The organism is Streptomyces sp. NPDC034670 (genome assembly GCF_055574875.1).
The window spans coordinates 71,622-84,133 of record NZ_JBVITR010000032.1 but is presented as its reverse complement, the minus strand read 5'-3'; the positions used below and the strand labels follow the sequence as shown (position 1 = coordinate 84,133).

Here is a 12,512-nt window from a genome sequence, read left to right as displayed (position 1 = left end):
GCGCGGTCAGCGCCGCGCCGATCTCCGACCCCAGCAGCATCGTGCCGGTGGTCTCGACCGTCACCGAGACGATCAGGGGCACGTCGTGGCCGGCGACCTCCATGGCCCGGCGGGCGGCGATGACCGAGGCCTTGGTCTGCAGCAGGTCCTGGGTGGTCTCCACGAGCAGCGCGTCCGCCCCGCCGGCCAGCAGCCCCTCCGCGCTCTGCTGGTAGGCGTCGCGGATCGCGGCGAAGGTGGTGTGCCCGAGGGTGGGGAGCTTGGTGCCCGGCCCCATCGAGCCCAGCACCCAGCGCGGGCGGCCGTCCCGGGCGCCGAACTCGTCGGCGACCTCACGGGCGAGGCGCGCGCCGGCCTCGGAGAGCTCCGCGACGCGTTCCGCGATGCCGTACTCGCCGAGGGCGGTCAGGTTGGCGCCGAAGGTGTTGGTCTCCACGCAGTCCACACCGACGTCGAAGTACGCGGAGTGGACCGAACGCACGATGTCCGGGCGGGTGACGTTCAGGATCTCGTTGCAGCCCTCCAACTGCTGGAAGTCCTCCAGGCTCGGGTCCTGGGCCTGGAGCATGGTGCCCATCGCCCCGTCGGCGACCACCACACGGGTGGCCAGCGCCTCACGAAGGGCGGACACACGGGTCCGGCTGTCGGCGGAAGGGGTCAGCGGCAACGAGGCCATGAAAAGGGCTCCCTCAGGTGCGACGGCTGTCGGCTTTGCGGCTGTCCGGGAGGTCCGTGGTGGAGTCTCCCGGCAGGGCGCACGCCGTCAGGGTATCCGGGACCGCGCCCTGATGTCCGGGGCGTCCACAAGTCGGACGATGATGGCCGGAAGCCGGGGCGCGGAACGCGCGCGGCGCGACACCGCACGGCCGACCGTTGGCGGGAGGTCGACATCGACCGGTAGTGTTCGGCATTGCCGAACACCGGCAGCGGCTCCGCGGGTCGGCGGTCGAAGGGGACGGAGGCAGTACGGCGATGGCACGGAACATCCAGTCGCTCGAACGGGCGGCGGCGATGCTGCGGCTGCTCGCGGGCGGCGAGCGACGGCTCGGCCTGTCGGACATCGCCTCGTCACTGGGCCTCGCCAAGGGCACCGCCCACGGCATACTGCGCACCCTCCAGCACGAGGGGTTCGTCGAGCAGGACGACGCCTCCGGGCGCTACCAGCTGGGCGCCGAGCTGCTGCGCCTGGGGACCACCTACCTCGACGTGCACGAGCTGCGGGCGCGCGCCCTGGTGTGGACGGACGACCTGGCCCGTTCCAGCGGCGAGAGCGTCTACCTGGGCGTGCTGCACCAGCAGGGCGTGCTGATCGTGCACCACGTCTTCCGGCCCGACGACAGCCGGCAGGTCCTGGAGATAGGGGCCATGCAGCCGCTGCACTCCACGGCCCTGGGCAAGGTGCTGTCGGCCTACGACCCGGTGGCGCGCAGCGAGGCCCTGGACAACGAGCGCAAGGCGTTCACCGATCGCACGGTGTGCGAGAAGGACGCCTTCGAGCACCTCCTCGACCTCACGCGCGCGCGTGGCTACGCGGCGGACGTCGAGGAGACCTGGGAGGGCGTGGCCTCCGTGGCGGCGCCCATCCACGACCGGCGGCGCATGCCGGTGGGCGCGGTGGGCGTCACGGGCGCGGTGGAGCGGCTGCGCCGGGACGGCGAGCTGCGTCCCGAGCTGATCGCGGCGGTGCGGGACTGCGCCCGCGCGGTCTCGCGGGACCTGGGCGCCGGGCGGTTCTGAGCCCCGCGCGGGCCCGTCGCGGGAGTGGGTACCGGAATGCCGTACGGCATTCCGGCCGCTGGCGCGCCCTGAAGCAGACATATCATCCATTCAGGTGACAAGCTATCTCCAGAGGTCGACGACTCGCGGCGGTCAATAACGATCGCGCTTTCGACAGTCAAACCCTTGACGCGTGCGTGACGCCCGGCGAGACTCCCGTCCATCGGTCGGCATTGTCGAACGCTTACCGGCAATACGCGTTAGAGTGTGACAACGCCAAGGGCCGGCATCGCTCTCACCCCTGAGGGCGCCAATCCCCGGTGGGACCCGGGGGTCGGCTCCCTGGACGAAGGACAAAGGAGTCGCGGGTGTCCAGCTCCGACATCTTCATCGGCGAGACCATCGGTACCGCCGTACTCATCCTGCTCGGCGGCGGTGTGTGCGCCGCCGTGACGCTGAAGGCCTCCAAAGCACGCAACGCCGGCTGGCTCGCCATCGCCTTCGGGTGGGGCTTCGCCGTGATGACGGCGGTGTACATCGCCGGTCCGCTCTCCGGCGCCCACCTCAACCCGGCCGTGACCGTGGCGCTCGCCATCAAGGACGGCGACTGGGGCAACGTTCCGGTCTACTTCGCCGGGGAGTTCCTCGGCGCGATGATCGGTGCGGCCCTGGTCTGGCTCGCCTACTACGGCCAGTTCCAGGCACACCTGACCGACAAGGAGATCGTCGGCGGCCCGGGCGCGCAGGCCACCACCGCCAAGGCGGTCGTGGCCCAGGAGAAGGGCGCCGGGCCCGTCCTCGGCGTCTTCTCCACCGGTCCGGAGATCCGGAACACGGTGCAGAACCTCACGACGGAGATCATCGGCACCTTCGTCCTGCTGCTCGCCATCCTCACCCAGGGCCTGAACGACGCGGGCAACGGCCTGGGGGTGCTCGGCGGCCTGATCACGGCACTCGTGGTCGTCTCCATCGGTCTGTCGCTGGGCGGCCCGACCGGTTACGCGATCAACCCGGCCCGCGACCTCGGCCCGCGCGTCGTGCACGCCCTGCTGCCCCTGCCCAACAAGGGCGGCTCCGACTGGGCCTACGCCTGGATCCCGGTGGCCGGTCCGCTGATCGGCGGCGCCCTCGCAGCCGGCGTCCACAACGTCGCCTTCGCCTAGGCGACCGGTTCGCCCGAACCCCGCATCCTGCAGAAGCGCCGTACGCACAGCCCTCAACCAAGGAATCCCAGGAGCAGACCGTGACCGACGCCCACACCGCCGGCCCCTTCATCGCAGCCATCGACCAGGGCACCACCTCCTCCCGCTGCATCGTCTTCGACCGCGACGGACGCATCGTCGCCGTCGACCAGAAGGAACACGAGCAGATCTTCCCCAAGCCGGGCTGGGTCGAGCACGACGCCACCGAGATCTGGACCAACGTCCAGGAGGTCGTCGCCGGGGCCGTCGAGAAGGCCGGCATCACCCGCGACGACATCAAGGCCATCGGCATCACCAACCAGCGCGAGACCACCGTGCTGTGGGACAGGAACACCGGTGAGCCCGTCCACAACGCCATCGTCTGGCAGGACACCCGCACCGACGCCCTGTGCCGCGAGCTCGCCCGCAACGTCGGCCAGGACCGCTTCCGCCGCGAGACCGGTCTCCCCCTCGCCTCCTACTTCGCCGGCCCCAAGGCCCGCTGGCTGCTCGACAACGTCGACGGCCTCAAGGAACGCGCCGAGGCGGGCGACATCCTCTTCGGCACCATGGACAGCTGGGTCATCTGGAACCTGACCGGCGGCACCGACGGCGGCCGGCACGTCACCGACGTCACCAACGCCTCCCGCACCCTGCTGATGGACCTCCACTCCATGGAGTGGGACGAGCGCATCTGCGACTCCATCGGCGTGCCGCGGCAGATGCTCCCCGAGATCCGCTCCTCCGCCGAGGTCTACGGCGAGATCAAGGGCGGCAAGCTGGGCGACCTGCTCGGCGGCATCCCGGTCGCCTCCGCGCTCGGCGACCAGCAGGCGGCCCTGTTCGGCCAGACCTGCTTCTCCGAGGGCGAGACCAAGTCGACGTACGGCACCGGCACCTTCATGGTGATGAACACCGGTGAGAAGATCATCAACTCCTACAGCGGCCTGCTGACCACCGTCGGCTACCGGATCGGCGACCAGAAGCCGGTCTACGCCCTGGAGGGCTCGATCGCCGTCACCGGCGCGCTGGTGCAGTGGATGCGCGACCAGATGGGTCTGATCTCCACCGCCGCCGAGATCGAGACGCTCGCGCTCTCGGTCGAGGACAACGGCGGCGCCTACTTCGTGCCGGCCTTCTCCGGCCTGTTCGCCCCGTACTGGCGCTCCGACGCCCGCGGTGTGATCGCCGGCCTGACCCGCTACGTCACCAAGGCGCACCTCGCGCGCGCCGTCCTGGAGGCCACCGCCTGGCAGACGCGGGAGATCGCGGACGCCATGACGAAGGACTCCGGCGTGGAGCTGACCGCCCTCAAGGTCGACGGCGGCATGACCTCCAACAACCTGCTGATGCAGACGCTCGCCGACTTCCTGGACGCCCCCGTGGTGCGCCCGATGGTCGCCGAGACCACCTGCCTCGGCGCCGCCTACGCCGCCGGTCTCGCCGTCGGCTTCTGGAACAGCACCGACGACCTGCGCGCCAACTGGCGGCGGGCCGCCGAGTGGACCCCCCGCATGGACGCGGAGACCCGCGACCGTGAGTACAAGAACTGGCTCAAGGCCGTCGAGCGGACCATGGGCTGGCTCGAGGACGAGGAGTAAGACCCGACATGACCACTCAGTCCACCCTGCAGTCCGTGCCTGCCCTGGGGACGCACCCGGCGTCCGGCTCCAACCCGAGCCGCGCCGAGACCCGGGAGCAGCTTTCCAAGGCGTCGTACGACCTCCTCGTGATCGGCGGCGGCATCCTGGGCATCTCCACCGCCTGGCACGCCGCGCAGGCCGGTCTCAGGGTGGCACTGGTGGACGCCGGCGACTTCGCCGGCGCCACCTCCTCCGCCTCCTCCAAGCTCCTCCACGGAGGCCTGCGCTACCTGCAGACCGGCGCGGTGAAGCTGGTGGCGGAGAACCACTTCGAGCGCCGTGCGGTCTCCCGGCAGGTCGCCCCCCACCTGGCGAACCCGCTCACGTTCTACCTCCCCGTGTACAAGGGCGGGCCGCACGGCGCGGCGAAGCTCGGGGCCGGCGTCTTCGCGTACTCGATGCTGTCGGCCTTCGGCGACGGCGTCGGGCACCTGCTCTCCCCCGCCAGGGCGCAGGCGGACGTGCCGGAGCTGCGCACCGAGAACCTCAAGGCCGTGGCCGTGTACGGCGACGACCAGATGAACGACGCGCGCATGGCGCTGATGACGGTCCGCGCGGCCGTCGACGCGGGCGCGGTCGTCCTCAACCACGCCGAGGTGACGGGGCTGCGCTTCACCCGGGGCCGGGTCACCGGCGCCGAGCTGCGCGACCGCCTCTCGGGCGAGGAGTTCGGCGTCAACGCCCGGCTGGTGCTGAACGCGACCGGACCGTGGGTCGACCACCTGCGCCGCATGGAGGACCCGGGCGCGGCTCCGTCCATCCGGCTGTCGAAGGGCGCGCACCTGGTCCTGAAGCGGACCTCCCCGTGGCGGGCCGCGCTGGCCACGCCGATCGACAAGTACCGGATCACCTTCGCCCTCCCCTGGGAGGACATGCTGCTGCTCGGCACGACCGACGAGGAGTTCGAGGGCGACCCGGCGGACGTCGCGGTCAACGACCGGGACATATCCCAGATCCTCGACGAGGCCGCGTTCTCCATCCGCGACCAGCAGCTCGACCGCGATCTGATCACCTACTCCTTCGCGGGCCTGCGGGTGCTGCCGGGCGGTCCCGGGGACACGGCGAAGGCGAAGCGGGAGACGGTCGTCACCGAGGGCCGGGGCGGCATGCTGTCCGTCGCGGGCGGCAAGTGGACCACCTTCCGCCACATCGGCCGCACGGTGATGAAGAAGCTGGAGTCCCTGCCGGGCCACCCGCTGGGCGACGACTTCGAGCCGGTCTCCTCGCTGCCGAAGAAGCTGCCGCTGCCGGGTGTCGCCAACCCCCGCGCGGTCGCCCACCGGCTGCTGGTCGACGCCCCCGCGCCCGGCCCGCGCATGGCCGCGGACACCGCCAGGCACCTGGCCACCCACTACGGCTCGCTGGCCTTCGACATCGCCCGCCTGGCGAACGAGGACCCGGCGCTGGCCCGGCGCGTCCACCCGGACGCGCCGGAGATCCGGGCGCAGGTCGTCTGGGCCCGCGACCACGAGTGGGCCGAGACCGTCGACGACGTGCTGCGCCGCCGCACCACCCTGACCATCAGGGGCCTGGCCACGGACGAGGTCCGGGCGGACGTCCAGGCACTGCTCGACGGGAAGTGACCGCGGCCGTCCCGGCTCCCGTGCCCGGGAGCCGGGGCGGGGAGGGGGCGGGGGCGCCGGCCCCCGGCCGGAGACGGAGATCCCTCCCCTCCGGCCGGCCGGCGTGGGACGCGGGTCCGCGCCGGAACGCCGAGGGCTCCGGATCCCTCCCCCCGGGGAAGTCATGACGCACGCCGGAGGCCGGCGGGCCGGCAGGAGCCGGACCGCCGGCCTCCGGCGCGTCGGGTCCCTGTACTCCCCCCGGGCACCATGGCGGCCCGTCCCGACGCCGCGGGCCGGTTCGTCACGGGTCCCGCCGCCTACGACCGGGTCCGCGCGTCGTGAGCGGCTGAGCGCGTGCCACGGCCACGGGCCGCGGACGGGCCGGATCCACCCCCGCCGCTCCGCCCCCACCGGGACCGGCCGGCGGGGCGGAGCGGCGTCGGGGACGGGCCCGGGCGGGTCGTCCGGAGGACCGGGTGCCGGCCCGCCGCGGGCGCGGAGCAGCGGCCGCGCCCCACGCCGTGCGCCCGCGCCGCGCGCCCGCGGCGGGCCGGATCACCGGAGGGGTGTCGCCCGGTGCCCGGCGGGGCAGTGATGGGGCACTCCCCCGCGAGGGGGCTGCGGACGCCCCCCGGGCACGCCGTAAGGTTGGGACGTACGCGAGGGCACGTCGGAAGGAGGCGCTGGGTGATCGAGCTCGAGGGGGTGCCCGAGCTGATCGACCCGGTCATGGTGGCCGCGTTCGAGGGCTGGAACGATGCCGGCGACGCCGCCTCCACCGCGGTCGCGCATCTGGACAGGGAATGGAAGGGCGAGGTGTTCGCGGCGCTGGACGCCGAGGACTACTACGACTTCCAGGTGAACCGGCCCACGGTGTTCATGGACGGCGGGGTGCGCAAGGTCACCTGGCCGACGACGCGGCTGTCGGTGGTCCGGGTCGGCGGGGAGAAGCCGCGTGACCTGGTGCTGGTCCGCGGCATCGAGCCGTCCATGCGGTGGCGCTCGTTCTGCAACGAACTCCTCGGCTTCGCGCACGAACTCGGCGTGGAACTGGTGGTCGTCCTGGGCGCCCTGCTCGGCGACACCCCGCACACCCGCCCGGTCCCGGTCAGCGGGACCACGTCCGATCCGGACCTGGCCCGCCGCATGGGCCTGGAGGAGACCAAGTACGAGGGCCCCACGGGCATCGTCGGCATCCTCCAGGAGGCGTGCACGCACGCCGGCGTCCCGGCGGTGTCGCTGTGGGCGGCGGTCCCGCACTACGTGTCGCAGCCGCCCAACCCGAAGGCCACGCTGGCCCTCCTCAACCGCCTGGAGGACCTGATCGACGTGCGCATCCCGCTGGGCGAGCTGCCCGAGGACGCGCGGGCCTGGCAGGTGGGCGTGGACCAGCTGGCCGCGGAGGACAGCGAGGTCGCCGAGTACGTCCAGACGCTGGAGGAGGCCCGGGACACCGCCGAGCTGCCGGAGGCGTCGGGCGAGGCGATCGCCCGCGAGTTCGAGCGCTACCTGCGGCGCCGCGACGGGGCGTCGGGTCCGCCCGGCGGCCACGCCACGGCCGACGGCGGCGACGGCACCTCGTTCCTGCGGGACAACCCGGGTCCGGGCGGCCGTTCCCGGCCGCCGAAGCCGCCGCAGCCGGACAAGGGCGACGAGGACGCGCCGGAGGACTGAGGAGACCGGACGGACCGGACCGACGAAAGCGGGGGCGCCCCTCCTCGGAGGGGCGCCCCCGTCGTGGTCACGGCCGGTTACAGCGCGACGCCGAGCAGCGCGTCCACCGCGCGGGAGACGACACCGGGGGCGCCCGGGTCCGTGCCGCCGCTCTCCTCCTGGAGCACCACCCAGCGGTCGACGGCGGCCAGCGCGGCCGGGGCGTCCAGGTCGTTCGCGAGCGCCTCGCGGATCTCCTCCACCAGGGCCTCGGCGGGCGGGCCGTCGGGGCGGGAGACGGCGGCCCGCCAGTGCCCGAGGCGGGTCACGGCGTCCTGGAGGACCCGGTCGGTCCACTCCCAGTCGGCGCGGTAGTGGTGGGCGAGCAGCGCCAGCCGGATGGCGGCCGGGTCGACGCCGTCGTGCCGCAGCCGGGAGACGAAGACCAGGTTGCCCTTGGACTTGGACATCTTCTCACCGTCCAGGGCGACCATGCCCGCGTGGACGTACGCCTTGGCCATGGGGAACTCGCCGGTGAGCACCTGGGCGTGGGAGGCGCCCATCTCGTGGTGCGGGAAGATCAGGTCCGAGCCGCCGCCCTGCACGTCGAAGCCCATGCCGAGGTGCTCGAGGGCGATGGCCACGCACTCGATGTGCCAGCCGGGGCGGCCCCGGCCGAGCGAACCGCCGTCCCAGCTCGGCTCGCCCTCGCGGGCGGCCATCCAGAGCATCGGGTCGACGGGGTTCTTCTTGCCCGGACGGTCCGGGTCGCCGCCGCGCTCGGCGGACAGCAGCCGCATGGCGGCGGCGTCGAGGTGCGAGACCTGGCCGAAGTGCCGGTCGGACTCCACGGAGAAGTAGACGTCGCCGTCGAGTTCGTAGGTGGCGCCGAGGTCCCGCAGCCGCTCGACGAGCGGGACGATCCCGGGTATCGCCTCCACGGCGCCCACGTACTGCCGCGGCGGCAGCATCCGCAGGGCCGTCATGTCCTCGCGGAAGAGCGCGGTCTCCTTCTCCGCGAGGGCGGTCCAGTCGAGGCCGTCGCGCTCGGCCCGCTCCAGCAGCGGGTCGTCCACGTCGGTGACGTTCTGGACGTAGTGCACCTGCCGCTTGGTGTCGAGCCACACGCGCTGCACGAGGTCGAACGCGTTGTAGGTCGCCGCGTGTCCGATGTGGGTGGCGTCGTACGGGGTGATGCCGCAGACGTAGATACGGGCGACGGGACCGGGATCGAGGGTGACCGGGCCGCCGGTCGCGGTGTCGTGGATCCTCAGGTCGCGGCCCTGACCGGGCAGGGCGGGGACCTCGGAAGCGGGCCAGGCATGCATGTCATGAGCCTAACCGGACCACGGTCCCGTACACGAACCGGAACCGGCCGGTCGACCGGGAAGGCCCTCTTGCGCGGCGCCGCCCGGTGTGCAGGCGGGTCCGGTCAGACCGGGGGCCAGGGGATCGCCGGCCACCGGCCGCCGGGCTCCGGGTGGGTGCCGGCGGTGAGCAGCGCCTCGACCCGCGCGCGGGTGGCGTCGATCTCCGCGGGGGTGATCAGCCCGTCCAGCCGGACGGCGAGCGGGCCGCCGTCGGCGAGGGCCTTCCTGAGGCCCCGGAGGACGTCGAGCGCCTCCTCGGTCAGCGGCTCCCCCGCCCAGCCCCACAGCAGGGTGCGCAGCTTGTCCTCGACGTTGAAGGTGACCCCGTGGTCGATGCCGTACAGCCGGTTCCCCGCGGCGGGCAGCAGGTGCCCGCCCTTGCGGTCCGCGTTGTTGATCACCGCGTCGAGCACGGCCAGCCGGCGCAGCCGTTCGTCGTCGGCGTGCACGAGCAGCGCGGTGCGGTCCTCGCCGGTCTCCACGAGGCCGATCGCCCTCCAGCCCGGCCCGGGTTCCTCCCCGTCCACCAGGGCGAGCAGCTCCGCGCCCGGCACCGTCTCGATCCACAGCTGGCACATGCCCTCGCCGTACGGGCCGTCCCGCAGCACGGTGGGCGGCACCAGGCCCCAGCCGGTCGCCTCGGAGACCTCGTACGCGGCGGCCTCGCGCCCGGCGAGCGTGCCGTCGGGGAAGTCCCACAGGGGCCGCTCCCCGGCGACCGGCTTGTAGACGCAGGCGGCCTCGCGGCCCTCGTGCGCCACGGTGCAGTACAGCGCCGCGTTCGACGCCTCACGGATGCGCCCGCGCACGGTCAGTTCGCCCTCGGCGAGCAGGGTGGCGAGGGCCGGGTCGGTGATCGTCACGTGATCGTCACGCTCCGCGGCGGTATCCGTTCTGGCGCGGACATACGTGTCCTTCCGGATCGAGCGGGAGGCTGCACAGCGGGCACGGCGGCCGCCCCGCGTTGACGACGTCGAGGGCGCGCTTGGCGAAGGCCCGGGCCTGCGCGCCGGTGAGCCGGACGCGGAGCATCGGGGGCCCGTTCTCCTCGTCCTGGAGCAATCGCTCCTCGGCCTCGGCGAGGTCCTCCTCGGACTCCGCGTCCAGTTCGACGAGGGCCTGGGCCTCGACGATCATGCGCTGCTCCTCGCCGTCCCAGGCGAGCGCCATGGTGCCGACGCGGAACTCCTCCTCCACGGGGGTGTCCAGCGGGGCGGTGTCGGTGATCTCGGTCGGTGCCACGGCGGGGACCGCGGCGCTGCCGCCGCTGCGGCGCACGACCTCGTCGAGCAGTTCGTCCATGCGCTCGGCGAGTGCCGCGACCTGGGTCTTCTCCAGGGCCACGCTGGTCACCCGGGAGCCGGCGGAGGCCTGGAGGAAGAACGTACGGCGCCCTGGCAGTCCGACCGTACCGGCCACGAAACGTTCCGGTGGGTCGTAGAGGAACACCTGACGGGACACGTCCTGATCTCCATTGAGAGTCGTGGGAACGGGCTGTTCGAACGGGGGCGCGCTGCTGCGACCGCTTCACCCTACTGCGGCCGACGATCACGGTGCGCCCGCGTCGCCCCCGACCGTGGCCTCGCCGGCGGGCGGTTCCTCCCTCGGGACCAGGGCCGCGAAGTCACCGGTGTCGCCGAGGCGGACGAGAAAGGGCCGCAAGCGGGTGTAACGGATCACGGTGATGGAACACGGTTCCACGGAGATCCGCTGGAAGAGGTCGAGATGAAGTCCGAGTGCGTCCGCGACGAGGGACTTGATGATGTCCCCGTGCGAGCACATGAGGTACACGGCGTCGGCGCCGTGGTCGCGCTCCACGCGCGCGTTCCACTCCCGCACCGCCTCGGCGGCGCGGGTCTGCATCGCGCGCATGGACTCCCCGCCGGGGAACGCCGCCGCCGACGGGTGGGCCTGCACCACCTCCATCAGGGGCTCGTCCTTGAGCTCGGCGAGCTTGCGTCCGGTCCAGTCGCCGTAGTCGCACTCCCCGATCCGCTCGTCGGTGTGCGCGGTCAGGCCGGGGCGGGCGTCGAGCAGCGGCCGGACGGTCTCCCGGCAGCGCTGCAGCGGGCTGACGACGACCTCGTCGAGCGGCAGGCCGGCGAGCCGGCCGGGCAGCGCGGCGGCCTGCGCGGCGCCGCGGTCGTCGAGGGCGACGCCGGGCGTCCGGCCGGCGAGCAGTCCCTCGGTGTTGGCGGTGGAGCGTCCGTGCCGGACCAGGAGCAATGTGGGCATGCGGCCCAGGGTAGGCGCACAGGTGTGTGCGATGTCCGTTCCACGAAGGGAGAAGGCGCTCCGTGATCGTCGACTGTGCCATATACCGGGAGGGGCACCGGTCCCAGGGACCCGAGGATTTCTCCGACGCACTGGAGGAGGCGCGGTCGGCGGGGGGTTTCGTCTGGATCGGGCTGCACGAGCCCACGGAGGACGAGTTCGCGCTGGTCTCGCAGGAGTTCGCGCTGCACCCGCTGGCGGTCGAGGACGCCCTCAAGGCGCACCAGCGGCCCAAGCTGGAGGTGTACGACGACTCGCTGTTCCTGGTGCTCAAGCCGGTGGAGTACGAGCCGGACAGCGACACCGTGTCCTCCGGCGAGATCATGGTCTTCCTCGGGGACGCGTTCGTGGTGACCGTCCGGCACAGCGGGGGCGCGCCGCTGAAGGCCGTGCGGGACAGGCTGGAGCGGGAGCCGGAGCTGCTGGGCAAGGGGCCGACGTCGGTGCTGTACGCGATCGCCGACGCCGCGGTCGACCACTACCTGGACGTGGCGACCGAGCTGCAGACCGACCTGGAGGAGCTGGAGGCCGAGGTCTTCTCCCCCGACGGCGGCGGGGCGCGGACCGCGTCCCGGATCTACGCCTTCAAGCGGCAGATCCTGGAGTTCCGCCGCGCGACCGGACCGCTGGCGCTGCCGATGGCGCGGCTGGCGGGAGCGGGCACGTTCGGGATGCGCGTGCCCTTCGTGGAGGAGAAGGCACAGCCCTTCTTCCGCGACGTGCAGGACCACCTCACCCGCGTCAACGAGTCCGTGGAGGGGCTGGACCGGCTGGTCTCCGACATCCTCTCGGCGCACCTGGCGCAGATGAGCGTGCGGCAGAACGACGACATGCGGAAGATCTCCGCGTGGGCGGCCATGGCCGCGGTCCCCACGATGCTCGCGGGGATCTACGGCATGAACTTCGACCACATGCCGGAGCTGCGGTGGGTGGGGTCGTACCCGGCGGTGATCGCGGTGATGGCCGTGCTGGAGGTGCTGCTGTACCGGTTGTTCAAGCGGCGGGGGTGGATGTAGCCGGCCGTGGGGGGGGGGGGGGGGGGGGGGGGGGGGGGGGGGGAGGGGGGGGGGGGAGGGGGGGGGGGGGGGGGGGGGGGGGAGGAGGGGGTGA

Annotated in this window: 11 protein-coding genes; 6 read left to right on the top strand and 5 right to left on the bottom strand. The window is 72.8% G+C overall.

Annotation, left to right across the window (positions count from 1 at the left end):
* Positions 1 to 676, bottom strand: a 676-nt coding sequence (locus ACZ56B_RS21170) for a homocysteine S-methyltransferase family protein (RefSeq protein ID WP_468792547.1), incomplete at its 3' end; no start/stop codon positions are given.
* 296 nt (positions 677 to 972) lie between these two features.
* Between ACZ56B_RS21170 and ACZ56B_RS21165 the strand changes: the two genes are divergently transcribed.
* The 5 genes from ACZ56B_RS21165 to ACZ56B_RS21145 all read left to right on the top strand — a co-directional run bounded on the left by ACZ56B_RS21165 (position 973) and on the right by ACZ56B_RS21145 (position 7,779).
* Positions 973 to 1,737, top strand: coding sequence for an IclR family transcriptional regulator (locus tag ACZ56B_RS21165; RefSeq protein WP_468792544.1), 765 nt, complete (start codon positions 973 to 975; stop codon positions 1,735 to 1,737).
* A 347-nt stretch (positions 1,738 to 2,084) separates the two neighbouring features.
* Positions 2,085 to 2,879 carry an MIP/aquaporin family protein gene (locus tag ACZ56B_RS21160; protein WP_468792539.1) on the top strand — a complete coding sequence of 265 codons (795 nt, stop codon included), beginning with the start codon at positions 2,085 to 2,087 and terminating at the stop codon, positions 2,877 to 2,879.
* 80 nt (positions 2,880 to 2,959) lie between these two features.
* The gene (gene glpK / locus ACZ56B_RS21155) at positions 2,960 to 4,498 is read left to right on the top strand and encodes a glycerol kinase GlpK (RefSeq protein ID WP_468792535.1); all 1,539 of its coding nucleotides are present in this window, start codon (positions 2,960 to 2,962) and stop codon (positions 4,496 to 4,498) included.
* An 8-nt stretch (positions 4,499 to 4,506) separates the two neighbouring features.
* Positions 4,507 to 6,123, top strand: a complete 1,617-nt coding sequence (locus ACZ56B_RS21150; RefSeq protein ID WP_468792530.1) for a glycerol-3-phosphate dehydrogenase/oxidase — start codon at positions 4,507 to 4,509, stop codon at positions 6,121 to 6,123.
* Positions 6,124 to 6,792: 669 nt separating this feature from the next.
* Positions 6,793 to 7,779, top strand: a complete 987-nt coding sequence (locus ACZ56B_RS21145; protein ID WP_468792526.1) for a PAC2 family protein — start codon at positions 6,793 to 6,795, stop codon at positions 7,777 to 7,779.
* Positions 7,780 to 7,856: 77 nt separating this feature from the next.
* Here ACZ56B_RS21145 and mshC read toward each other — a convergent pair whose 3' ends face one another.
* The 4 genes from mshC to ACZ56B_RS21125 form a co-directional block, all read right to left on the bottom strand.
* Positions 7,857 to 9,086, bottom strand: a complete 1,230-nt coding sequence (mshC, locus tag ACZ56B_RS21140; protein ID WP_468792521.1) for a cysteine--1-D-myo-inosityl 2-amino-2-deoxy-alpha-D-glucopyranoside ligase — start codon at positions 9,084 to 9,086, stop codon at positions 7,857 to 7,859.
* Positions 9,087 to 9,190: 104 nt separating this feature from the next.
* Positions 9,191 to 9,991, bottom strand: a complete 801-nt coding sequence (locus ACZ56B_RS21135; protein ID WP_468792517.1) for an SCO1664 family protein — start codon at positions 9,989 to 9,991, stop codon at positions 9,191 to 9,193.
* Between the two features lie 7 nt (positions 9,992 to 9,998).
* The gene (locus tag ACZ56B_RS21130) at positions 9,999 to 10,589 is read right to left on the bottom strand and encodes a DUF3090 domain-containing protein (protein WP_468792514.1); all 591 of its coding nucleotides are present in this window, start codon (positions 10,587 to 10,589) and stop codon (positions 9,999 to 10,001) included.
* Positions 10,590 to 10,676: 87 nt separating this feature from the next.
* Complete coding sequence (locus ACZ56B_RS21125; RefSeq protein ID WP_468792511.1) at positions 10,677 to 11,363, bottom strand: histidine phosphatase family protein; 687 nt, start codon at positions 11,361 to 11,363, stop codon at positions 10,677 to 10,679.
* A 62-nt stretch (positions 11,364 to 11,425) separates the two neighbouring features.
* On the opposite strand from ACZ56B_RS21125, the gene ACZ56B_RS21120 reads away from it, so the two are divergent.
* Positions 11,426 to 12,418: a magnesium and cobalt transport protein CorA gene (locus ACZ56B_RS21120; protein WP_468792507.1), complete on the top strand. Its 993-nt coding sequence runs from the start codon at positions 11,426 to 11,428 to the stop codon at positions 12,416 to 12,418.
* Positions 12,419 to 12,512 lie beyond the last annotated feature (94 nt).